This window comes from Pelagicoccus mobilis (assembly GCF_016595505.1).
GTDB lineage: Bacteria > Verrucomicrobiota > Verrucomicrobiia > Opitutales > Opitutaceae > Pelagicoccus > Pelagicoccus mobilis.
Map to the genome: position 1 here is coordinate 78,351 of NZ_JAENIL010000021.1, position 23,827 is coordinate 102,177.

20 protein-coding genes are annotated in these 23,827 nt (G+C 53.9%); 11 read left to right on the plus strand and 9 right to left on the minus strand.

All coding sequences use genetic code 11. The annotated features are described in order from the left end of the window. Window position 1: 1 nt before the first annotated feature. Window positions 2-925, minus strand: a complete 924-nt coding sequence (locus tag JIN87_RS12630; protein ID WP_200355929.1) for an endonuclease/exonuclease/phosphatase family protein — start codon at window positions 923-925, stop codon at window positions 2-4. A gap of 13 nt (window positions 926-938) precedes the next feature. Further along, on the minus strand, window positions 939-2,183 hold the full coding sequence (locus tag JIN87_RS12635) for a M48 family metallopeptidase (RefSeq protein WP_200355930.1): 1,245 nt from the start codon (window positions 2,181-2,183) through the stop codon (window positions 939-941). A gap of 129 nt (window positions 2,184-2,312) precedes the next feature. Here JIN87_RS12635 and xseB point away from each other — a divergent pair, with 129 nt between their 5' ends. Then, the gene (gene xseB / locus JIN87_RS12640) at window positions 2,313-2,558 is read left to right on the plus strand and encodes an exodeoxyribonuclease VII small subunit (protein ID WP_325176384.1); all 246 of its coding nucleotides are present in this window, start codon (window positions 2,313-2,315) and stop codon (window positions 2,556-2,558) included. Between the two features lie 76 nt (window positions 2,559-2,634). Then, window positions 2,635-4,563 carry a 1-deoxy-D-xylulose-5-phosphate synthase gene (dxs, locus tag JIN87_RS12645; RefSeq protein WP_200355931.1) on the plus strand — a complete coding sequence of 643 codons (1,929 nt, stop codon included), beginning with the start codon at window positions 2,635-2,637 and terminating at the stop codon, window positions 4,561-4,563. A 75-nt stretch (window positions 4,564-4,638) separates the two neighbouring features. Here dxs and JIN87_RS12650 read toward each other — a convergent pair whose 3' ends face one another. Beyond that, window positions 4,639-5,145: an EVE domain-containing protein gene (locus JIN87_RS12650; protein ID WP_200355932.1), complete on the minus strand. Its 507-nt coding sequence runs from the start codon at window positions 5,143-5,145 to the stop codon at window positions 4,639-4,641. Window positions 5,146-5,346: 201 nt separating this feature from the next. Between JIN87_RS12650 and JIN87_RS12655 the strand changes: the two genes are divergently transcribed. The 7 genes from JIN87_RS12655 (at window position 5,347) to JIN87_RS12685 (ending at window position 13,587) form a co-directional block, all read left to right on the plus strand. Continuing rightward, a complete protein-coding gene (locus JIN87_RS12655; RefSeq protein ID WP_200355933.1) occupies window positions 5,347-6,312 on the plus strand; it encodes an AAA family ATPase in 966 nt (321 codons plus the stop codon). Between the two features lie 52 nt (window positions 6,313-6,364). After that, on the plus strand, window positions 6,365-7,285 hold the full coding sequence (locus tag JIN87_RS12660; protein ID WP_200355934.1) for a DUF58 domain-containing protein: 921 nt from the start codon (window positions 6,365-6,367) through the stop codon (window positions 7,283-7,285). Continuing rightward, window positions 7,282-8,316, plus strand: a complete 1,035-nt coding sequence (locus tag JIN87_RS12665) for a VWA domain-containing protein (RefSeq protein WP_200355935.1) — start codon at window positions 7,282-7,284, stop codon at window positions 8,314-8,316. Before JIN87_RS12660 ends, JIN87_RS12665 begins: the two co-directional genes overlap by 4 nt. Beyond that, on the plus strand, window positions 8,313-9,347 hold the full coding sequence (locus JIN87_RS12670) for a vWA domain-containing protein (RefSeq protein WP_200355936.1): 1,035 nt from the start codon (window positions 8,313-8,315) through the stop codon (window positions 9,345-9,347). The genes JIN87_RS12665 and JIN87_RS12670 overlap by 4 nt, the downstream gene beginning before the upstream one ends. Then, window positions 9,344-10,255, plus strand: coding sequence for a hypothetical protein (locus JIN87_RS12675; RefSeq protein ID WP_200355937.1), 912 nt, complete (start codon window positions 9,344-9,346; stop codon window positions 10,253-10,255). Before JIN87_RS12670 ends, JIN87_RS12675 begins: the two co-directional genes overlap by 4 nt. 2 nt (window positions 10,256-10,257) lie before the next feature. Next, the gene (locus JIN87_RS12680) at window positions 10,258-12,858 is read left to right on the plus strand and encodes a BatD family protein (protein ID WP_200355938.1); all 2,601 of its coding nucleotides are present in this window, start codon (window positions 10,258-10,260) and stop codon (window positions 12,856-12,858) included. Window positions 12,859-12,978: 120 nt separating this feature from the next. Next, window positions 12,979-13,587, plus strand: a complete 609-nt coding sequence (locus tag JIN87_RS12685; protein ID WP_200355939.1) for a TlpA family protein disulfide reductase — start codon at window positions 12,979-12,981, stop codon at window positions 13,585-13,587. Window positions 13,588-13,599: 12 nt separating this feature from the next. Here JIN87_RS12685 and JIN87_RS12690 read toward each other — a convergent pair whose 3' ends face one another. Continuing rightward, window positions 13,600-16,680: a DUF748 domain-containing protein gene (locus tag JIN87_RS12690; RefSeq protein WP_234033387.1), complete on the minus strand. Its 3,081-nt coding sequence runs from the start codon at window positions 16,678-16,680 to the stop codon at window positions 13,600-13,602. A 95-nt stretch (window positions 16,681-16,775) separates the two neighbouring features. On the opposite strand from JIN87_RS12690, the gene JIN87_RS12695 reads away from it, so the two are divergent. Next, window positions 16,776-17,444, plus strand: coding sequence for an HAD family hydrolase (locus JIN87_RS12695; RefSeq protein ID WP_200355941.1), 669 nt, complete (start codon window positions 16,776-16,778; stop codon window positions 17,442-17,444). An 84-nt stretch (window positions 17,445-17,528) separates the two neighbouring features. Here JIN87_RS12695 and xylA read toward each other — a convergent pair whose 3' ends face one another. Together xylA and JIN87_RS12705 are read right to left on the minus strand one after the other, a co-directional pair. After that, window positions 17,529-18,860 (minus strand): xylose isomerase, encoded by a 1,332-nt coding sequence (gene xylA / locus JIN87_RS12700; protein WP_200355942.1) that lies wholly within the window; start codon window positions 18,858-18,860, stop codon window positions 17,529-17,531. Window positions 18,861-18,908: 48 nt separating this feature from the next. Then, the gene (locus JIN87_RS12705; RefSeq protein ID WP_200355943.1) at window positions 18,909-20,384 is read right to left on the minus strand and encodes a xylulokinase; all 1,476 of its coding nucleotides are present in this window, start codon (window positions 20,382-20,384) and stop codon (window positions 18,909-18,911) included. Window positions 20,385-20,597: 213 nt separating this feature from the next. Between JIN87_RS12705 and JIN87_RS12710 the strand changes: the two genes are divergently transcribed. Next, the gene (locus JIN87_RS12710; protein WP_200355944.1) at window positions 20,598-21,527 is read left to right on the plus strand and encodes an AraC family transcriptional regulator; all 930 of its coding nucleotides are present in this window, start codon (window positions 20,598-20,600) and stop codon (window positions 21,525-21,527) included. 107 nt (window positions 21,528-21,634) lie between these two features. Here the strand turns inward: JIN87_RS12710 and JIN87_RS12715 are convergent, their stop codons facing one another. The 3 genes from JIN87_RS12715 to JIN87_RS12725 are packed head-to-tail and all read right to left on the minus strand — an operon-like array spanning window position 21,635 to window position 23,810. Continuing rightward, window positions 21,635-22,180: a hypothetical protein gene (locus JIN87_RS12715; protein ID WP_200355945.1), complete on the minus strand. Its 546-nt coding sequence runs from the start codon at window positions 22,178-22,180 to the stop codon at window positions 21,635-21,637. Further along, complete coding sequence (locus tag JIN87_RS12720) at window positions 22,181-22,717, minus strand: RNA polymerase sigma factor (RefSeq protein ID WP_200355946.1); 537 nt, start codon at window positions 22,715-22,717, stop codon at window positions 22,181-22,183. Window positions 22,718-22,775: 58 nt separating this feature from the next. After that, entirely contained in the window at window positions 22,776-23,810 is a 1,035-nt protein-coding gene (locus tag JIN87_RS12725; RefSeq protein ID WP_200355947.1) for a hypothetical protein, read from the minus strand. Between the last annotated feature and the right edge of the window lie 17 nt (window positions 23,811-23,827).

Below are 23,827 nucleotides of genomic sequence, written 5' to 3' on the forward strand. Positions count from 1 at the left end.
TTCAGTTTCCCTGAAAGGGGATATCCGCCCAAACAAGTCGGTGATCGCTACCTTTGTAGTACTCGCGACTGTCTTGGACACCGCCTACTATATCGCGACCTTCGCTCAGCCCTGGCGACGCGAGAATGTAGTCTATGAGCGAATACTCTCCCCCTTTTTTGTAGTAGTGCGTCCAAATCAAGCCATCCGCGTCTGTAAACTCCTGGATTTGCGAAATCCGCAAATCCCCTTTGACAAGAAAACGACGTACCGGCGACGAATTTCGATAATCATTCAAATCGCCTAGAATCAAAAACCGCGACGCATCCGGACGGGGATAAATCTTCAAAATCCTATCCCTGGCCGCTTGCGCCTCCTTCGTACGTTGCTGAAGTGCCTGAGGGTCGCGTTGATCTGTCGTGTATTTGCTTTTTAGATGCAGCGCGAAAATGCTGAGGTCTTCCATACCTTCCGCCCCGACTCGCAATTCCAGCAACCCACGCTTAATGCTATGCGTCGTTCCAAACAAATTGAAGCGATCAGCAGTATGCGCGATCGCTTCAACCTCAACATCAGCCTTCCAAAGAGCTCCGATCTTGCGCACGTCATCATCCGCCTCGAGCACATAGCTCTCCTCGTATTCCAAACCTTTAAGCTCAAGATCGCTTCGCAGCTCCTCCAAGTATTGCGGGCCGCCAATCTCTTGTACGACCAAAACGTCGGGACTCACGGATAAAATTACCTCACTAAGGATGGCCTTCTCCTCCTCCGGTTTCGGGTAGTCCCTTCGAAAAACGCCATCCACTTGCCGATCCATCGACAAGTAGTTCCTCAAGTTATAAGTCGCGACTCGAAGCTTACCCGCATCAGCCCCTCCCTGCCCTAACGTAACCGCTAAAAGCCCAAACAGGGCAACGCTCAGAGCGATTATCGGGCGGAGAAACATAAGAAAATCGCCTCTATTCCCCTGACTTCATCGCAGCCTCACGCTCCAGCAAAGTCGGGTGCGAATAATGAAAGCCACTGTATGCAGGGTGCGGCATCAGATTGCTGAGGTTCTTCTCGCTCAAATTACGCAACGCATTGCTGAGCGGCTTCCAGTCTCCGACGACATCGCGGGCGAACGCATCTGCTTCGTATTCATGCTTTCGCGACATTACATTAAACAGTGGACTCATCCAAAACGTAAACAGTCCCCCAATCAGGCCAAACAGCAAAAACGCGATCCCTATGCTCGGCGTAGCGAATCCAAAGCCAGCAAAAAACTCCTCGCTCTTAGCCAAGTAGCCAACCACCCAAAACCCGGCAAACATCATAATTGCCGAACTCGCGATCATCTTTGGAATATGGCCCTTCTTATAGTGACCAATTTCATGAGCGAGCACCGCCTCGATTTCATCCTCACCCAGCTGATCGATCAACGTATCATAAAGTACGATACGGCGAAACTTTCCAAATCCCGTGAAATAGGCGTTCGAATGGGCAGAGCGTTTACTCCCATCGATCACTTGAATCGCATTGCACTTAAATCCCGCCTTGTCCGACATGGACATCAATCGGCTTTTCAAGTCTCCATCCTCAAGCGGAGTCAGCTTGTTGAATAGCGGGATGATCAACATCGGATAGAGCACCATCATGACAAGCTGGAAGATGAACATGATTGCGAAACCGTACACCCACCAAAACTCGCCCATCCAGCCGACAAGGCTCATCAAAAGCCAAAGAAGCGGAAACCCGATCACCAAACCGACAATCGATCCCTTGATTTTGTCCACAACCCAGAGCTTCGTCGTGCTGCGATTGAAACCAAATTTCTCCTCGATAACGAATTGCTCGTAGTACTCGAGCGGAAGCGATGGCAAACCGAGCACGATCATCACCACCACAAGGAACAGAGCCGAGCTCCACCCCGCATCGCCCACCGAAGCGCTCCAAGCCTCAAACGCCACCGGCAAAACTCCGCTCAATATCACCGCCGCCAAAATAACCGCATCAAGCAGCAGGCCGATCGTGCCGAATCTGCTCTTCGTCACAGTGTAGTCGTTCGCTTTGGCAAATTTCTCTGCGCTCATGATACCGTCCAGCTCGGAGGGCAGCGAATTCGCGTTTTTCGCGACCTGAGAGCGATTCAAGGCATCGAGCACGAGCTCCGCTACCAATTTTGCCACGAGGGCGACGACAAAAACCGTTTCAAGAAGGGTCATACGCTCCAAAATTCCCACTCCCCCAAGATCTGTCGAGCGCCGAATTCAATCCCCCTCCCGTCGGCGGATAGTGGAATTGCTGTTTTCATTTCCTTGAATCCCAATAGCTTCCCTACATAGTCGCCCCTCGTGAGCACCAAGAAACAGGACATGATCGCAAGCTTCGAAGAGGGGCTGGAGAAGCTAGAGAGAATCGTCTCGGAAATGGAGGACAGCAAGCTCCCCCTCGAGAAGCTCATCACCCACTACGAACAAGGCACCAAGCTCCTCTCCCAATGCGACATCAAGCTCAAGGAGGCCGAGAAAAAGATCGAAGTTCTCAGGTCGAAAACTGAAAACGGCCCCGAATTCGAAGCCCTCGAATCAGAGCAATAAGCTCTCCTTTTACCAAAGTGTTGGACAAGCACGGCGGAATCACTTGAGTTTCGCCCCTTTCCGAACGCCAGCCACCTTGAACGACGACACACAGAACAACGCCCCGAGCGAATCCTACCCTCTTCTCAGCAAGATAAAGGGTGCTTCGGACCTGCGCGAACTCAGCCAAGAGCAGCTCGAAACCTTGGCTCAGGAAATCCGTGACCGCTTGATCAACGTCACTTCCGTCAACGGAGGCCACCTCGGCCCAAATCTTGGCGTTGTCGAGCTCTCCATCGCCCTCCATCTGGTGTTCAACACCCCGCAGGACCAGTTCGTCTTCGACACCTCCCACCAGGGATACGTGCACAAGCTTCTAACCGGCCGCAACGGACCTGAATTCGACGGGATTCGCAGCTCGAAGGGGCTCAGCGGCTTCCTGTCCCGTGACGAGAGCGATCATGACGCCTTTGGCGCCGGTCACGCCGGTACTGCACTATCCGCAGCGCTCGGCATGGCGACCGCCCGCGACGCGACAGGTTCAGACGACCATGTCGTCGCCGTTTGTGGAGACGCGGCCTTCACCTGCGGAATCACCATGGAGGCGCTCAACAACGTCGCCGAGTCCACCAAACGCCTCGTTATCATCCTTAACGACAACGAGTGGTCGATCGCCAAAAACGTTGGAGCCATTTCGAAGTACCTCAACGAGCTGATCACCAACCCCATCTATAACCGCCTCCATCACGATTTCGGCTCATTCCTGAAAAACGTGCCCGGCGGCGACTCGCTCGTAAAGCTCGGCAAAAAGGCGGAACGCGGCTGGAAGAGCATGGTGGTCCCTTCCTCCCTATTTGAGAAGTTCGGAGTCCGCTACCTCGGCCCGATCGACGGACATGATTTGCCGCTGGTCACCCGCTACCTCGAGTTCGCCCGCGAATCCCACGAGCCAGTAATCGTCCACGTAGTCACGAAAAAGGGAAAAGGCTACAAGCCCGCGATCGACTTCCCTGAACGCTTCCACGGCACCAGCCCCTTCGCCATCGAATCCGGCAAGTCAAACGGCTCCGCAAAGCCGACCCCGCCGAATTACCAAGACGTTTTTGGCAAAGCCATGGTGAAGTTCGCCAAGGCCGACACCAAGAAAGTTGCGATCACAGGGGCGATGCCATCGGGCACCGGTCTCATCCATCTCAGCAACGAGGTCCCAGAACAATTTTACGACGTCGGTATCGCCGAGGAACACGCAGTTCTCTTCGCGGCCGGCATGGCGACTCGCGGCCTCCGCCCCGTCTGCGCAATCTACAGCACCTTCCTCCAGCGAGCGTTCGACCAGATCATCCACGACGTCTGCCTACAGAAGTTGCCAGTGGTTTTCTGCATGGACCGAGCAGGTCTCTCGCCAAACGACGGCGCCACCCATCACGGCCTTTTCGACATCTCCTACCTTCGCATGGTCCCCAACCTCATCACCATGCAGCCCAAGGATGAAGACGAACTTGTCGACATGATGCAGACCGCCTTCGATCAAGATCTCCCCGCCTTCATACGCTATCCACGTGGAGCCGGCGAAGGGGTCACGATCAAAGACGAGCCAAAGCCGCTCACGATCGGCAAAGCTGAAATCCTCTCCGATGGCAGCGACATTGTCATTTGGGCCCTAGGTCCAATGATCAAAGACGCCCTTGCCCTGAAGAAGAAGATCGAAGCCGAAGACGGCTTGAGTGTTGGCGTGATCAACGCCCGCTTCATCAAGCCACTGGATACAGAACTCCTGCTCGCCCAAGCCAAGCAATGCCGCCTCCTCGTAACGATGGAGGATGGAATCCGCACAGGAGGATTCGGCAGCCTCGTCGCCGAAACGCTTTCCGACGAAGATGTCACCACTCCGCTGGTACGCATCGGCTGGCCCGACGAATTTGTTGGGCACGGAGACAGCGTATCCGACCTGCGGGCACGCCACGGACTCGCCCCCGAAGACATGCTCGCAAACATACGAGCAAAGCTGAAGACAGTGGACGTATAAAATGGTAGGGTTCGGGCGCCGCCCCGGACCTAAGGCATGACACGGCGGACCCGCCCTATCGGCAGTCGCCAGCACCTAAACACCCAACGCCTTCAGCTCCTTCACGAGCATTCCACCCATCTTGCAGACCGCTTTGAAGTGCGCCTTCTCAACCGGTTGAATCGATAGTCGCTGGCCACGCTTCACGACCAGCATCTCTTCCAGCTCCGGAGCTTCCTTTAGCTCTTTCAGCGTCACCAATCGCTTGAATTCGGCGGCCCACTTGAAATCCACCATCAGCCAACGTGGATTGTCTTCGGGCGACTTCGCATCGAAGTATTTGGATTTTGGATCAAACTGGGTGTGATCTGGGTAAGCTTTTTCGCTAGCCACTACAGCAAGCCCCACCGCCCCCACTTCAGGTCCGGCATTTGAGTGATAGAAAATGGCCAAATCGCCCTTCTGCATTTCGTCCCGCATGAAATTGCGAGCCTGATAGTTACGTATTCCGTCCCAATGCTCCGTCTGATTCTCGCACTTCGCCAAATCATTAAATCCAAACACGTCCGGCTCGCTCTTTATCAACCAAAATTTCTTCGCCATAAAACACCCCTGCTCGAGCGTTCCTCCGAGCACAAGTTATTTGTGATTTCCAACCAAATTGAACAAACTCGCCTCGCCGCGCCGTTTCAGAGGCAACTGAACGAAACATAGTCTTGATTAGCAGGTCATTCGGCGGTGTCCTTCTCAGCTTCCAGGGACCGCCCCCTGACGCCAATCCCCTACAGAATATTTCAAAAGCACATGAGCAGCTGGTCTGAACGAGTCAGAAACGAAGTTGGAAAAGCGATCCTCGGCCAAGAAGTGGTCGTCGAACGCATGCTAGTCGCCCTCCTCGCCGACGGGCACGTACTCCTAGAAGGGATGCCCGGCCTGGCCAAAACCCTTTTGATCAAGAGCCTCGGCACCGCCCTCGGCCTCCAGTTCGAACGCGTCCAGTTCACCCCAGACCTCCTGCCGAGCGACGTCATCGGCACCATGGTCTACCAAACCCAATCCGGCCAATTCGAGCCGCATAAGGGACCGATCTTCGCCAATCTCGTCCTAGCCGACGAAATCAACCGCGCCCCAGCCAAAGTGCAAAGCGCCCTACTCGAAGCCATGCAGGAAAAGCAGGTCACGCTTGGCCCTGAGTCCCATCAGCTCCCGAAGCCCTTCTTCGTTATGGCCACGCAGAACCCGGTAGAACAAGAGGGCACCTACCCGCTTCCAGAAGCCCAACGCGACCGCTTCCTCTTCAAACTGCTCGTGGATTACCCCAGTCACGCAGACGAATTCGAAATGATGCGTCGCTGGGGACAGGTCACGGAAAAGCCAGAACTTCACCCTGTCGCCACAGGAGAGGAGCTTCTCACTCTCCGAGCCGAAGTCGACGCCGTACACGTTTCCGAGGAAATCCAAGCCTACATCCTCGAGCTCGTACGAGCGACCCGAGCCATGGCCAGCGAACGCCAATCGGACAACCACCTGCTTTCCTACGGAGCTTCGCCACGCGCCTCGATAAGCCTCTATCAAGCCAGCCGCGCGCTCGCTTGGCTGCGCGGCATGGATCACGTCTCCCCAGCCATCATCAAAGACATCTTCCTCGACGCCATGCGCCACCGCGTGGGGCTCAGCTACGAAGCTGAGGCGAGAGAAATTTCAGCTGACGAGGTTTTGCAACAGATTCTGGATACAACCGCCCTACCAGGCCGTGCCGCATCCGTTTAGAGCGAGGCCCTCGCTCTAAGTCATTCCAAGCGAAGCCTCGCGCTTTTTCGACATGCCGTCACAACCCGAAGACCAAGGATCAAAGTCCAATCTCGCTGCCACTATCGCGATGTTGCGACGACTGGAATGGCGTGCCCGCCTAGTCGTGCAGAGCGCCCTAGGCGGCGAATACAAGTCCTCCTTTCGAGGCAAAGGCATGGAGTTCGACCAGGTCGTAAAATACGAGTTTGGCGACGATGTCCGCGACATCGATTGGAACGTGACCGCTCGTCTCGGAGAAGCCTACCGCAAGAAGTTCATCGAGGAACGCGAAATCACTCTCCTTCTGCTCTTCGAAGACACGCCATCCCTCCAGTTCGGATCCGGGAGCGTCACCAAAAGAGCCGCGTTGCTAGAGCTCGCCAGTCTCCTGATGCTGCTGAGCGCGGTAAATGGCGACCGGATCTCCCTCCTGCACGCCACACCTCAGGGTTACACGCTTACCAAGTCCGCAACCGGTCGCGGACGCGTCATGCACACCGCAGCCAATCTGCTCGGTCACCCCGCTCCACCTGTTCTCGGAGAACAGGAAGCTAAAATTCCTTGGCGCTACGTCCTGAAAGCCGCTCCCCGACATAGCATTTTCGTATGGCTTGGCGACTTCCCTGGCACCCAGCAACCAGACGTCTGGCCCGTGCTCCGTCGCCAATATCAGCCCGTCGGATTCCGCGTATCGGATCCCTGGGAATTAGAACTTCCCAAACGCGGCAACCAGCCCGTCTTCGATCCCACCTCCGGCGAACTCTTCACTCTCAGCGGCGGCTCCTCAGCTCAACGCTCCGCCCATCAAACCTGGAAGGACCAACGCGATTCCGCCTTCAAAGCCCTCTTTCCGCAACAAACGGATCGTCTCGACCTGACCGCTGGCGATGAAGCAATCGACGCGGTAACCGACTTTTTCCATCAACGCATGAAGCGTTTCGCTAGAGCATGATCGACCTGCTGGATACAAAGCTGCAACTCGCCTACCCGCTCTGGCTTCTCGCCTTGCTGGCGCTTCCGCTTGTCGCCTGGCTCAGGGGGCGACGCTCCGTAGCGGCGATGATACTCCCTTTCGCTGGCCAATGGAAACGCCACGCCATGATCGGGGGAACAAAACTCGCCACCACCTTCGTATTTCTCGCGGCAATCGGAATGATCCTCGCTCTAACCCGTCCCCAGTCCGTCACTACAGAGCGCCACTCCAAGAGCCGAGGCTACGACATAATCCTCGCAGTCGACCTTTCTCGCTCCATGGAAGCGGAGGATTATTTCGTGAACCGCAAGCGTTCAAATCGATTGCAGGCCGTCAAACCCGTCCTGAGCGCCTTCATCAACCGAAGAGAAAACGATCGCATCGGTCTCATCGCCTTTGCAGGGCGAGCCTACACAGCCGCTCCTCTCACTTTCGACCACAAGTGGCTCGCTCGCCAAACCGAACGCTTGCAAATCGGGCTGATCGAAGACGGCACCGCTATTGGCGATTCGATCGCAGTCGCCACCTCTCGCTTGCTCGAGGGAGCCAAGGAGCGGGCCGGAGAACGGGAAGGAGCTTTCATCGTTCTACTGACCGACGGAGAAAACACAGCCGGCATTATGGATCCTCTCGAAGGCGCTGAACTCGCCAAAGACGCTGGCATTCGCGTCTACACGATTGCCGCAGGAAAAAACGGATACGTTCCCTTCCCTCGCCGCAACGAAAGAGGAGAACGTATCGGTACCGAGCAACATTTCATGCGCGTCGACACCGCAACGCTCAACCAGATCGCTCAACTAACCGAAGGAGAATTCTTCCGTGCTGAAAATTCAGATACAATCGATCAAGCCTTCAAAAAGATCGACGAAACCAGCACGATCGAGTTCGAAGTACGCCAATACTCTACCATCACAGAACTCTTCCACTTCCCGCTCTACGCAGCTGGAGCATTCGCCGCTATCGGCGTTTTTATTAGTGGATCCAAATTGAGAGGAGAAGATCTCTCATGAACATAGACTGGGCAAACGAGGAATGGCTCTGGGGCTTGGCTTTTCCGGCTCTACTTTTCGCATGGAGCATCTTCCACCGCAGCCGCACTTCCGCCCGACGCAAAGGTTCCCAAGCCCAATGGGCGACAGCCGGTTTCTCTGGCATCAAAAAGTCTTCCAGCTCTCGCATTCATCCGCCAAAAGCGTTTCTGTGCTCTGCCCTTGCTCTCCTCGTCGTATCCATAGCCCAACCACGTTGGGGCACTGAAAAAACAATCACTTTCGAGAGGAGCAGAGAAGTCATCATCGCGATGGACCTTTCCAAGAGCATGCTGGCGGACGACATAAAACCGAACCGGCTCGAACGCGCAAAACTCGTAGTCGAAAGCATGCTCGAGACACTTCAAGGCGAGAGCGTGGGGCTTATCGTCTTTGCTGGAACCGCTTTTCTACAAAGCCCCATGAGCCCCGACTACCAGATCCTAAGGGGCTTTCTCAAGGACATCAATCCCACCTACATTCCGCAAGGTGGTACCAACTACGAGGCGATGCTCAACACCGCGCTCGACTCCTTTGAGCAATCCGACGGCATGGCCGACCGATTCCTCATCGTCATCAGCGACGGGGAAAGCCTGGAATCAAACTGGAAAGCGAAAGCCAGAGAGCTAAAGGAAGAAAACGTTCGAGCCATTTGCCTTGGATTCGGCACGCAAAGCGGCAGCTTCATTCCAGATGGCGAGGGCGGATACCTAAAGGATCCAAACGGAGCTGTGGTGCTCAGCAAACTCGAGGCGAACACACTCAAGCAATTAGCGAACATGACAGACGGCGTCTATAAAGAGGCAAGCCTATGGGTCGACCTTGCCCAGCTCGTTGAAGACACAGTAAAATCCGGCGAAGCGGCCCTCAAGGAGCGGGAAAAGGAAAATACCTTGGTTGAACGTTATCACTACTTCCTCGCCCCAGGACTGATCCTCCTGCTCATTTCGCTTTATTTGGAGTTCCCAACCTTGCCAAAAGCCCGAACCATCAAACGAAAGGTGGCCGCATGAAACGTATTTTCGTTTTCACTACAGTTCTCGCAGGTTCATGGGCTTCGGCACAGCATGCAAGCGCTCCAACCGCTTCAGCTGAAGAGCAGCAGGGAATGACTCTTCCCGATTACATTTCTCAGATCGCCGAGGCCGACGAAATAACGGCCGCAGACTACCACAATATGGCTCAAGGAACGCTTGAGGTCGCAAACGCGATTGGCCAACAGGGACAGAAGATGCCCGAGCCACCACTAAAGGATGCCCTAGATGCAGTGGAGGCAGGACGAAATCTCGCCCCCGAGCTAGCTGACTGGAACGAAATAGAGCAAAAACTCCTCGAGCTCCTCAATCCCCCAGAGCAACAGGAGCAAGAGCAACAACAAGACCAGCAAAACTCCGACCAGAACTCCGAAGAACAGGAAGGCGGCGAAGACCAGCAGCAACAAGGTCAAGACGGGGAGCAAAACCAAGAAAGTTCAGAAGACGGCCAGCAGTCTGAATCGGAAGGCCAAGAAGGCGAACAACAGCAAAGCGATCAGCAACAAGACTCCCAATCGCAAGAGGGCGAAAGTCAGGAGTCGCAAGACCAACAAGACGGTCAGCAGGGCGAGCAAGGACAGGATGGGCAAGAAGGAGAACTTCCTCCAGCTAAAGACGGAGCGCAGATGGGCAACCTCGAACAACCCGAAGAACAACAAGACGTGCAGCTAGACGGGCAAGAAGCCCAGCAAACGCCCCCGGAGCAAATGCAAACCCTCGGCGGTCAACAAGCATCCGGAGAGCCGATCCAGGCCGACAAAGCAGCCATTCGGCAAATGCTCGAACAACTCAAACAACAAGACGAGCCCGGTAAACTTTACAAAATACTCCAAGAGGCCCAGCAGGGCCAAAAGAAGAAGTCGCAGCCGAATGCGAAAGATTGGTAGTCATGCGTCCGCACTCCTACAACGTTTTCATCACACTCCTCGCCACCCTATCATGCGTATCCACGTTTTGGGCTCAGTCCGTCTACTGGTCTCCTAGCAATGGAACTTTGCAAGAAGGGAAAGCCAACTCGATCGACCTATTCTACGATTCTTGCGAACCAGACGGCGATCCTGACCTGCCCGCAATTGGCAACCTATCTCTCAATTTCCGCGGACGTTCAAACTCCCGCAGTCTCATCAACGGTAGACTGAGCGCCAAGACGATTTTCAACTACCAAGCGATCCCCTCGCAGCTTGGCCAGCTCACGATCCCTAGTTTTCGAGTCAAAACATCAGAAGGAGAAATTCAGGTCCCTGCCGCTCGCTTCGAAGTGGTCGAAGCCACAGTGGGCAACTCCGGTCTCAGCCCATCCGAGGTCTTCCTATCGCTCTTTCAAATCCGCGACGAAAAGATCTACCAAGGCGAGGTATTCAATTTAGACTACATCGCCGGCGCCAAACAGGAATACCAACTGGCTGACCTTTCAGTCCCCAGCTGGAGTCCCACTCGGCTCGTCACCAACGGCCTTGTCGACAACCAGGTCACGGGCGTGAGCTATCAGGGAGCAAACTATACTGTAAAAGTTTACCAGGCGAAGGTATTGGCTACCGAATCAGGTACCATAGAGATTCCCGGCGCCAAGCAAGAAGCAACTGTCGTTATCGGGCGGAGACGCGATTTCATGTTTCAGGAGCCTGTCTACGATGCCTTCACCATCGAATCCGACCCCTTCGCCCTCGAGGTGCTTCCATTGCCAAGCGGAGCCCCAGACTCATTTAATGGCGCCGTCGGTGAATTCTCGCTAGAGTCTCAAGTCGTCCCGGAACAGGTACAAGTTGGAGAACCGGTAACATGGACGCTGGAACTGAGCGGAACTGGCAACTGGCCTGCCGGCATCGGCGTCCCCGCACGCTCCGTGTCGAGCCGCTTCAAAGCCATCCAGCCGGAAATCAAAAACGAGTTCGCCGAAAACGACTTGTTCACCGGCGTACAAACCGAAGATATCGTCCTCATCCCCACCCAAGAAGGGAGCTTCGAGTTCGGACCTATCAAATACACCTATTTCGACCCAGTTGAGGAACGGTACAAGACCATCGAGATTCCCTCCAAAACAGTTACCGTTGTTCCCCCGGAGCCCGGAAATCCCGCCCTCACCTCTGGCTCAGATTCTCCTTCCATCGATCAAATCGCTTCCGGAAACTCACCTTACGAACAGGGGTCCTACGACCTCGATCCAACCGGGCAAAACACCTTCGAAAAACCACCCGAGATCCTCAAAGCGCCTCGTCTGACCAGTAACAGTTTCGCAGCTCCGGAAAACCCTAGATCCCCTGCAAACCTGATCGCTCCCACAGCTGTCGCGCTCGCGTGCCCGCTCGCTTTCTGGTTCCTGCTCGCCCTCGTAAAAAGCGCTTCAACCGATCCAAGGAAACAAGAACGTATCGCACTCGCGGAATTGCGCAAAATCTCACGAAAGTCTCCACCAAACGATCCCGACGCGCTCAAACAATACCACCGAGACTGGCGCAGCGCCGCCGCTCACTACTTCGTGCCAGGAAATCTCGAGCCGACTCCAGAGGAGATTACGAATGCCGCCGCCGCACTTCGCGACGAGGAGTTCGCAAACACATGGCATCAGGCTTGGATCTTATCCGACAAGACCCTTTTTGGCCCAGATTCGATCGACCAGGCAGAGTGGACTCAACTCCAGAAAAAGGCCGTCGACGCTACCCCTTCCAAAAAGATCTCACTGTCACGCGTTTTCAAATACGAGTCCTGGTTCCCGGCAGCGATCGCAGTCTTGATCCTCGTATCCCTGACGCCTTCTTCAAATGCTCAGGAACACGCAGAACTCGATCCGCAGCAACTTTACAACGAGGGCAATTTCGCCGCAGCCGCCGCGAACTGGATAACCGCGATCAACGATGCTCCCTACGCCGCAGAGCCACGCTACAACGCCGGCCTAGCCGTTGCCCAATTAGGAGATTGGTCTACCGCATGGGCCCTCTGGACCAGTGCTTTCTGTCTTGATCCCAGCAACAAGGATGTCGCTTGGAACCTTCGCATCGCCCATCAGAACACCTCTGCCTTCGACCCCGTGCTCCAGTCCCTCATCGAAGGCGAGGACTACTACTCGATCATTCGTCTGAGATCTCCAGCTCAATGGCAGACGCTCAGCGCACAAGCCCTTTGGGCCCTCGGAACACTGCTCACCCTAGGCGTTGTCGCCATCTATTTTCGCCCCATCAAGAAACTCGCCGGCACGTTGATGGCACTTGGGGCGCTCGCGGGCGTACTCGCCTACTTTGCCGCCTGGTCTCACCAAAAATACGAAGCCCTCGGAGAACCCGACACCCTCCTGGTGACGCAAGAATCGCCATTGCTCTCCATCCCCACCGATCTCCAGCAGGAGCAAGTGAGCACAACAGTCGGAGCAGGGACGGTCGTAAAACTAGAAAAAACCTTCCTCAGCTGGATGAAAATCAACCTCCCCAACGGTGAATCTGGCTGGCTCAGACAGGAAAAAATAATGCCGCTGTACGGCGAAATTTCTCAGCTCTAAGCTTTTTCACTCCGCAGCCGATACTTGCCAGAGGTCGTTCTCTTTCCATAGTGGTCGCGATTTACGCGAAATCACTCACTCAATCGGCCCGTTACAATGGAGTAGTTTAATAGACGCTGCATGGAATTTCTCAAACGACATTGCTCAACAATCGTGCTTATCGCGATCGCCGCCTCCTGGATCGGCATCAGTCTCGGTACCAATGAGTGCCCGAGTTGCGTGGTAGCGAACGTTGCCTCGAAAGCTTTTACGAGCGACACCGACAGCGGTGCAGAACTCTCCGAGCCAGCCACCAAAAAAGTAAACTGGTCTACAGTCGACACAGACGGGCAGCTCGTAACAAGCAACGATCTCGACGGAAAAGTGAGCGTGCTTGTGTACTGGGCAACTTGGTGCGGAGGCTGCAAGAAGGAGATTCCTGACCTGATCGCCCTCAGAGATGAATTTTCCCCTACCGATGTCGCCATTATCGGCCTGTCTTTCGATGAAGCCCACAAGGACCTCGACGCCTACGCAAAGGCGACAGGGATCAACTACCGTCTCGCCCGAATCACCCCCTCTATCATCGACACGTTCGGAAACGCCGACTCGATTCCAACCCTCATGATCATCGACCAAGAAGGGCGTATCCAATTTCGACACACAGGTTTCGTAAACAAAGACACCCTCACGGAACGGGTAAGGAGCCTTCTTGCTACAAGCCGAATTGACCGAGCATTTGGCTCCTAGTGATCGGCTAGATCATTCCGCAAGCTTTAAGAGAAGAGCTCCTTCGGCAGCATTGCCTTCACCTTCGGCAAGACCCGTTGTGAAAATTCGACTATTGTCGACACCTTCTTCGCTCAACAACGCCTGCTTGAAGACCTGCACGCGTTCAGCCGCTAAATCCGAAAGCCACTCCTCGTCGAACAGTTCCTCCCCTCTGTTCGCTAAGACGAAATCATACATTTCTTCGTAGCTGGGCAAGTCGTCTGCAACCTCCGCCTTAGGGGCTTCAATCATTACCCGCTCGGATTGAACGACCTCTTCCGGCTGCCCTTCTTCGTCCTGCTTCTTCCGCAAGCCCAGCACCGATGCGATCCGTTTCAGCAGACCAGTCTCTTCAGACTCCGACTCTAGCGGCTCCGCTTCTAGCTCCTGAGATAAATCCTCCACTTCCGTTTCTTCAAGCGGATCAGGCGCCTGAAGCGTCAAATACAAGTTCTGCACATTCGCTCTGAGGATCTCCTCATCAACCGGAACCAGCAGGTCCACCCCGCTCGCCACCTGAAACTCAGGATTCACCAGCAGGTGATTAAGGTACTGCCTCTCAAGGTATTCCTTTTCTTTAGGCGATGGCTTGTAAGACACCTCTAGATTGAGCCCGGGACGCTTCACCATTAGAGAGCTCAAGCCTTCGACCTTCTCAACGCCCTCTTCATCCAGAGACATGCTCCCAACTTGAAACGCTATGGTATCCAAATCCTCACGACCGCCTACCATTCCAGCCAGAAACTTAAAAGGTGACGCGGCAGCATTCAGAACCAAATTCATGCAAGCTTTTCCAACCAAAGGCCAAAACCGTACGTCTGGGCTATTCAAATCCCCCTCGACTCTCAAATTCGGATATTCAATGACGCCGCTCGGATCTTTCATCAGTTTTATAGCAAAGCCAACCGGCAGGCTCATCGCTCGATCGCTCTCGACTTTTTGCCCGAGCGTCAACTGATCGATCTTGAATCCATTACTCCCTTCCAGTTGCCCGTCCCGAATCTTGAAACTCGACGACAACTCGAACTGCCCTTTCGCCAAACTACGCCCCAAATACGTTTCCCAATAGGGGCTAGTCGCTTGCATGTCATACCCACGAAATGAAAACTCTAGATCCATAAACGCTTCGGGGTCGGAAATATTCGCTTTGCCACTCCCCTCCAAAACAGACCCGCCATCCACGTTTCCATCGAACGAAAAATCCGCTATCTGGTTTTCTGCGGTAGAAATCGAATTCACAGTCAGGTTAAACTCACTCACTCGACTCTGATGCGTAGAGACTGTAGACGTATCCACAAACCCAAGACCAGCCTCCAGAACCTCCAAAGTACCAATCGAAACTGCGAGCCCAGTTTCGGCTTCTACACCCTCAATGGCTTGTTCCGCTCTTTGCTCGATCCTTATGATTCGCTCGAGGTTCACCCCTCGCTCGCTTTGCCAGACAGCAAGCTTCGGCTTCTCAACACGCACCGTTTCAAGCGAAACGCGATCCTCCTCAAAGCGAATTCCTTCCACACCCATCCGAGCAATCGAACTCAAATCTCTCCCGGTGCCCTTCTCGGATACTGCCAATTGCTCCAAGGTGAACTCCCCTGTCACGACCGGAAGAGCAAGCCCTTCTCCCCGCGCGACCATATCGAAACTGACGATCCCCTGATCCAAATTCGCGTTACTGTATTCGCCCACGTAATTCTGCAGCTGATTCAGCTCAAGGCCCTTTCCGGTAATCGAGGCCGTCAGTTCGCCGGCGATTGATTCAAGTTTGGACTGAAGCTCGAAATTTCCACCTAACACATTCGCCGTAATTCCCAACTCCCCGGATGCGTCCAGTTCGCCGTCATCCTGAGTGACCGAGAGACCACCAAGCTCCATTTCTAGCGATCGAACATCGGTCGCGAAATGATTTGAGATACTACGGTCTTCCAACTCAACGCTGCCATTCGCGATCTTAACGGAAGCAACTCTAAAGCTGAAATTCGGCATCTTCGCCTCACCAGCTTGATCTCCCGAGTCAGAAACAGCCTTCAATTCAGGGAGCAGCGGACGACCATCCTCCTGAAGTACCGCCAAAGCCCGAGGCGTCTCCACAACGATTTCCTCTACCGAAACATCCATGGCGTTTGCATCGAGCTTCGCCCCGTCCACTCGAAAAGAGTTCATCGCGAAATACTGCTGTTCGCCATCCGCCAATGAAAAATCCGAGACATCCATTGCGACCTCGGCCCCTAACTGCAGCCCTGCCTTCTCGAGCAAGACGCGTGAGTTCAACTCAACCCCCAGCATCCCCTCCACCGTCGCAACCACGGACTCGTCCACAAAAGGCTGCACCGTAGCGAGATCGAAGCCATCCAACTCAAACCTCGTTTCGAAGCCCCACGGAGCGATACTCCAAGCCCCGCCAGAGACAGAAACCTCAGCCCCGCTTCCCGTTTCGAGCTGAGCTCGATAATTCCAATGAAAAGGAGTATCCGCCTGCTCGATACCCTTCCTCTCAACAGTCCCCAAGTCAGTCCCCTCAAACTGCACGAGACGAATGCTCTCCTCGTACGCGGAAGTTAAACTCACATCACGGTAGTGAACTTCAACCTCCTCTACTCGTAGCGACTCTACAATAAGCTCAGGCAACTCCCCAGTAGACTCATCGCCTTCGGCACTCGTTGAGTTCTGCCTATCGAGAATGTCTTGAAAACTTAATCTTCCAGTCGAATCGTTCTCGACCCAAACCTTACCGTCCTCCACGGAAACCGACTTCACAGTCACAGGTCCGAAGAGGCTCGCAAAGAGCTGCGGATTGACTGCGATCTTTTCGATTTTTAGCAATGCCTGCTCATCCGACTCCTTCGCGCCAACGGAGAGCCCATACAGCTTCGTCTCGAAGCTCAGCGGATTGAAAGTCACATCATCAAGCCTCACGGGCCGACCAATCGCATCGCTTCCCTTGCTCTGAATTTGAGACTTCAAAATCGCTGGGACGCCCCATATGCCGAAGCATAGATAGATCGTGAAAGCTAAGACGAAGGAGATGAGCAGCCGCTTGGGCCATCTTTTACTTGAATCGGATTTCTGTATCATCGAGTTGGTTACAGTATGGCCCTAATAAAGCCGACCGCTTGAGGAACGCAAGGTTTGGAGTTGAGCAAGCGAGCAAAATAAACTTGTTCAATCCCGTGCAAACCAACCTTAAGCTTCAAGCCGTCATTTGGGACATGGATGGCCTCCTCTTCGACACCGAACGCCTTTCCTACAGGGCCTGGCAAGTTGGAGCAGAAGCAATCGGGCTCAAGATCAACGTGCAACTATTCCAAAACCTGATCGGCATGAACTCGGCAGCTATCATGCGGAAACTCAAGGATGAGCTGGGCGAGCAAACGAATGTCGAGGAGCTCAGACGTGTAGCCGGCATTGCCTACGACGAACTGATTGCCGAAGGTCCTCCTCTCAAGGCAGGCGCGGTTGAATGCTTAACATTGCTCAACAAATTGAAGGTACCACAGGCCCTCGCCACTTCTTCCTCCTACCGCTACGCCGTTCGCAAACTCAACCACCACGATTTACTCGAAATGTTTCAGGCGACTGTCACCGGCGATCAAGTCGAACACGGCAAACCGCACCCCGCGCCCTACCTCCTCGCCGCTGACCGGCTTGGAATCGATCCACGCCACTGCATCGCTTTCGAAGATTCGGTCAATGGCATCCATTCCGCGAAGCAAGCGGGAATGCGTACCATCCTTATCCCTGACATGTGCCCGCATAACGAGGAGTCACTCGCGAGGGTTGATCAGCAGTTCGAGACCTTGATGGAAGCCAAAGAGTATTTGGAGACAGTATTCTCTTAACCCTCAGAGCGGCCAATCCTCCAACCCCAAAAAAGGCGCGACCGAAGTCGCGCCCCTCTTATCGGTTCTTCAACCCAATGAACCTTAGTATAAGAAATCGTTGATGATCTGCTCGTAGCGTTCTTGTTTGCCGCTGATTTGAGTTGGCTCGCCGCCTTCAGACCCAATCGCGTAAACGTCTTCGAGAGTGAGTTCACCCTTTTCGAAGGCTGCACCCTTGCCGGAATCGAAGCTCGAGTAACGCTCGGCCTTCATAGCTGGGAGCTTTGAGTCCTTAAGGATCTTGTCCGCAATGAGAGCAGAACGCGCGAAGGAATCCATTCCCGCGATGTGCGCGATGAAGATATCTTCGAGGTCAGTACTATTGCGGCGAGTCTTCGCGTCGAAGTTAACGCCACCACCCTTGAATCCACCAGCACGGAGGAGAACCAACATAGCCTCAGTCATCTCGTTGATGTTCATCGGGAACTGGTCGGTGTCCCAACCGTTTTGGTAATCACCACGGTTGGCGTCGATAGATCCGAGCATACCCGCATCAGCAGCCACTTGCAACTCGTGCTCGAACGTGTGGCCAGCGAGAGTCGCATGGTTCACTTCGATGTTGAGCTTGAAGTCTTCGAGCAAGTCGTGCTCGCGGAGGAAGCCAATAACGGTTTCGGAGTCGAAGTCGTACTGGTGCTTTGATGGCTCAGCTGGTTTTGGTTCGATGAAGAACTGTCCCTTAAAGCCATTCTTGCGAGCGTAGTCGCGAGCGAGTTTGAGCATTTGAGCAAAGTGCTCCTTCTCACGCTTCATGTCGGTGTTGAGCAGTGACATGTAACCTTCACGACCACCCCAGAAAACGTAGTTCTCACCACCGAGAGCGATTGTCGCGTCGATCGCGTTCTTCAACTGGGCACCCGCATAGGCAACCGTGTTGAAGTCAGGATTGGTGGACGCGCCATTCATGTAGCGTGGGTTACTGAAGAGATTGGCAGTACCCCAGAGGAGCTTAACGCCAGACTCAGCTTGCTTGCCCTTCAAGTAATCAACGATACCCGCGAGGTTCGCCTCGGACTCCTTGAAATTAGCACCTTCTTCTACGAGGTCGAAGTCGTGGAAGCAGTAGTACGGAGCGCCGATCTTAGTGATGAACTCGAACGCAGCGTCCGCCTTCGCCTTGGCACGCCCAACAGCGTCTGCACCTTCCGCCCATGGGAAAGTCTTGGTACCTGGACCAAATGGATCGCCACCTACGCCACAGAATGTGTGCCAGTAAGCGATGGCGAAGCGGAAGAGATCCTTCATCTTCTGACCGCCGATTTCCTGCTCTGGGTTGTACCACTTGAACGCGAGCGGGTTGTCGCTGTCGCGACCTTCGAACTTAATCTCCCCGATTCCTGGGAAGTACTCTTTTTCTCCTGTAATTACACTCATGATACGGATTGTCTTGTTTGTAAGGTTTCTTTGTGAGGGGTTTCGTGTTTATGAAAGTTTCTGTTCGAGAGCTGTTTTCCAAGCTGCGTAGGCTTCCTGGTAAGCACCTTCGCCTGGCGTGACTTCGCTGACCTTGCGAAGCGATGAAAAGGCTTCTTCGAGAGAGCCGTAGATTCCAGCTCCAAAGCCTGCGCCACGAGCCGCACCCAACGATCCATCGGTCTCGTAGAGATCTATGCCTGCCCCGCTTACGCCTGAAAGCGTGCGACAGAAGAGATCACTGAGGAACATGTTCGCCTTGCCGGCTCGGATCTTGGAAATGTCCAGGCCAAGCGGCTTCATTAGCTCGATGCCGTATTGGAAAGAGAATACAATGCCTTCCTGAAGAGCTCGGCAGATATGGGACTTATCGTGACGGTTGAAGTCCAAGCCTGAGAATGAAGCGCCCAAATTGCGGTTTCCGAGGACTCGCTCGGCACCATTACCGAATGGAAGAGCGACCAAGCCTTCCGAGCCGATAGGAGCAGATTCAGCGAGGGCATTCATCTCCTCATAACTGTCGACGCCAATGGTACGCTTGACCCATGAGTTGAAAATCCCGGTGCCATTGATGCAGAGCAAGATACCGAGACGAGCCGCATCTGCCTGATGATTGACGTGAGCAAACGTGTTCACGCGAGACAGAGGATCGTACTTCACTTGGTCAGTTACACCGTAGACAACACCTGAGGTACCGCCGGTGGCCGCGATTTCACCAGGGTTAAGTACGTTCAGCGAAAGCGCGTTGTTTGGCTGATCTCCCGCACGGTAAGAAACCGGAGTTCCAGCCGCTAGGCCGAAATCGTCTGCCGCTTCCTTCGTGAGTTCCGCTTGTACCGAGAAAGTTGGGACAATTGACGGAATCAGTTCTGGAGAGAAACCAGCATGCTCGAGCAAGAAGTCACAAACCTGATCATTCTTGAAATCCCAAAACATACCCTCGGACAAGCCAGAGGCTGTCGTTTGGGCTTCGCCAGTGAGCTTCATGGAAAGCCAATCTCCAGGGAGCATGATCTTATCGATCTTGGCAAAAAGCTCGGGCTCGTTCTCCTTTACCCAAGCAAGCTTCATCGCAGTGAAGTTGCCGGGCGAATTCAAAAGATGGCCGAGACACTTGTCTTCACCAATCGCATCAAACGCCGCTTGTCCGTAAGGCACTGCCCGACTGTCGCACCAAATGATAGAGGGACGGAGAACTTGCTGGTCCTTGTCCACACAAACGAGGCCGTGCATCTGATAGGAGATGCCGATCGCCTTGACCGCATCTCCAGTCGTGCGAGCCGCTGTCATCGCTTCGCGAACCGCGATGCGAGCGTTGTCGTACCACATTTGTGGATCTTGCTCAGCGAAGCCAGGTTGAGGCGACTCTATCACCTGCTCAACCTTAGGAGCGAACGCTGTTCCAACACATGCTCCCGACTCGGAATCCAAAACGGATGCCTTCACGGAAGAGCTACCTACATCAATACCAATTAAATATGCCATTTACCAAACGGGTTTCGGGTAATTTTGAGTGTACTATCTCACATTCCTCCAAATTCCGCCTTTAACATTCGCTCAACTTTTAGCATTATCGTCTCAAACGAAACAATTCCATCTATTCCGTTTCGTTATTCGTTGTATTCCTGTTACTTACACCACGATTAACAAAAACGCACATCCTCAAAAAAAATCGTTAATCGGACGTTTCTCCACCCAATGAGCACTAAGAAACCGGAAATTAAGGGAAATCAAGGAATCGTAGCCGAGGGAGCCAATTACTTCGATAACCCACAACACCCCCTCACCGTCCGTCGAATCAAAGCTGGCGACGAACAAGCGATCACCCACGAGCACGATCTCACTTCCGTGAAGCACTCCCACGACTTCTGCGAGCTCGCCCTTATCACTCGCGGGAGCGCTATGCACTGGCTCGAAGGAGCTGAGTTCCCCGTGACCACAGGTGACGTCTTCGTTCTGCAAGGTCAGCAGAGCCACTACTACTACGAACTCGAGAAGCTCGAGATGATAAACATCATGTTCGACCCGCAGCTCCTAAACCTCCCCGAAACCCGCCTTCGCAAAATCCCCGGCTACCGAGCCCTTTTTCTACTCGAACCCCTATTTCGTAAACAACACCGCTTCACGAGCCACCTGCATCTTAACAGACGCTACCTCGCCCATTCCGAGCGGATCGCTACCGATCTCGAGAAAGAAGTGAACCAAAAGGAAGAAGGTTATGAAGCCGCCATGTTCGGCAAGTTCGTAGAGCTTGTCGTCTATCTCTCGCGTCTCTATCAGGAGTCGGATTCCACAAACGCCGAGGCGCTTCTACGCGTCGCTAAAGTGATCGGCTCCATCGAGGACGACTTCGCCAAACCTTGGAAGATCGAGGACTTCGCCGCCATGGCCCACATGTCCCGAGCCAACTTCATGCGCGTCTTTAGGACTGCAACCGGCGAAACGCCAATCAACTACCTCCTCAATCGCCGTATCCACAAGTCGATGACACTTCTTACAAACACGAAGCTGCCTGTCTCGGATATCGCCTTCGAAGTCGGCTTCAACGACAGCAACTACTTCACTCGGCAGTTCAAGTCGCTGCAAGGGATGAGCCCGCTAACCTACAGAAAAACGCACGCCGCGTAACGCATACCTGACGGAACGACTGTCCTGCCTTGAAAGCTCACTATAGGTTTCAGCGTTGAGGCCGCGCCGAAATGGGCGGCTCAAAGGCCCGCCCTACAGAAGACTGATTAGACTTCCTCCTCCTCACTCAAATAACTTGAGGGCACAAATGTGGTCGCTAGGAACCCGAGCGCTCCCTTTGCGTCGGATACGATGTATTCAATTTCCTGATCCAGCGGATTCTTCCAATCACCGCGAAGTTCGTCGAGCACTCCCTCTGAGGACTGCTCATTTGAAACGATCTCAATCTGGGACGGGTCCGTTTTTTCTGTATTCAGAAACTGATAACCTGCAAGAGCGATTGCGAAAGCTGCTGCTGCCATACCCGCATTGCGCACCCAAGCACCCCAGAATGGAGCTTTCTCAGCCTCCGCCTGCTCCGCCAAATAATCCTCCTCCGTGATCTGCTTGAGGACGCGTGCAGCCATGCTGTCTCTCTCTATTGGTGCAACGCCTTTCGGTGGCGTTTGCAGAGCTCGAGTGAGCTCATCACCAAACGTCTTTTCTCCTCGGAGTTCAGGGTCTTTCTCGCAGGCACGATCCAACCATGCAGGTAAAGATTTGTCCGAGGCCTGGTACCAATTGATTAATGCTTTGTAGAGTGGCTTTCTCATCTATCTTTCCCTCGGGTTTTCAATGTTCTTGAGCTTCTTTAGCTGATTGCGAGCACGGAACAGGATTATCTTAACATTCGTCTGCGATTTACCCATCACTTTTGAGATCTCCTCGATCGACAGGTCATCGACGTATTTCAGGCTCAACGCCTCGCGAAAGGCGGGCTTTAACTTCTTCGCCGCTTCCCAGACCCAACTCTTCTCGTCCTCGCGAGAGGCTTCCACGTCAGGCGTGTCATCGCTGGTGGCGACATCGTACTCAAGAGCTTCGGTTGGCTTCGAGTCACGAAAGTGGTTATAGGCTGTGCGGCGAGCGATCGTGTAGAGCCAGGTAGAAAAGCTGTATTTGCTGTCGTAACGGTGGATGTTCCGGTAAGCCTTGACGAAAGTATCTTGCGTCAAATCTTCCGCATCCTGCTTGTTCCTCGTGTAACGAAAGAGGAAATTGCGCAGCTTGTCCTGATGCTCTTCTACGAGAGCTGCAAATCCGGCACGATCAATTCCATTCCCTGGATTCAGGGTTTGCGAAGAGTTCACTTCTGTAGCGGATCCAGTCACGGTTCGTTTTGGCAGAGGCAGGAGAGATGTTACAGCGCTAACCATCACTCACACAAGCGAGTATAACCCCGCGGTCCGCTTGTCCCTCCCAATTTCCTTGGTAGGAACTGTGTTCACCTTGGTGGTCTTGGGCGTGGTGGCTTGCCGCCTCCTTGGCCAACACCTCGACCAGTTTCATCAACTTCTCGACTGGATACTGGAAATCTAGAGAGACGAAGTCCTCGCCTTGGCGAACGTCTACGCTGTCTACGATCTCCATCATGCTCTGATTCTCTACCTGCGTAAAAGATGCGAGCGCCAACATGCCTTGCACGATGCGGTAAAGCTGCAGAGAAACCTCTTCATTTGCGGTGGTGAGCATGACGTTGGCCTTGAAACTGCCTTCGCTCTCACCGATCGAAACCTGGCCGCCTTTAGTCTTCTGGAGCATCCGAGCCTGCGGAGGCACATTCTTGAAACTATCGATGCCCTTGGCCGTTACCATCAGGAAGAAGCCGCTATCAGCATTGAGCACGAGCTTCTGCTCCGTTGCGCTCAAATTGTCAGCCTTCCCCTGGATCACTTCGTAGGCATGCTCGATCTGCTCGAAACTCTTGCCAGCGATCGCGTAATTCTTGTTCGGAAACGCCAAATAGAGTTCCCCCTCCAAGAGGTAGGTCTGGTATGGCTTGTCCCCAACTCGCTTGAGCGGAATCTCGTTTCCTTCCAACTCTTGGGCGGCCAGAAATCCGTCGAAAATCGCCTGCAAACGATCGCCTGTTCGCAAGATCACAACGCTTTTGTTGGCCGCGTCTTCCTCAAAACTCGCTCCGTAGGCCGTCACCGACTTAATCTCGTCTAGGACCAGATCGACATCGATCGAAATGGCGGACTGGTTGTTCTTGGCGATCTCCTCTTTCAGTTTCGCAACCCCTAAGTCCGCGAAGGAGGACTCCAGAATGCCTTCCATATCGATGTGAGCCAACCACTTAGCGTCCTTTGCGATTTCAGTTTGGACGAGTGGAGCGGCAGTTAAAGCACTCGCAATAGCGACGGCCCCAGTCAGTAGTGTGCAAATTTGTTTCTTAATCATCTTTGGTAATGCGTTTG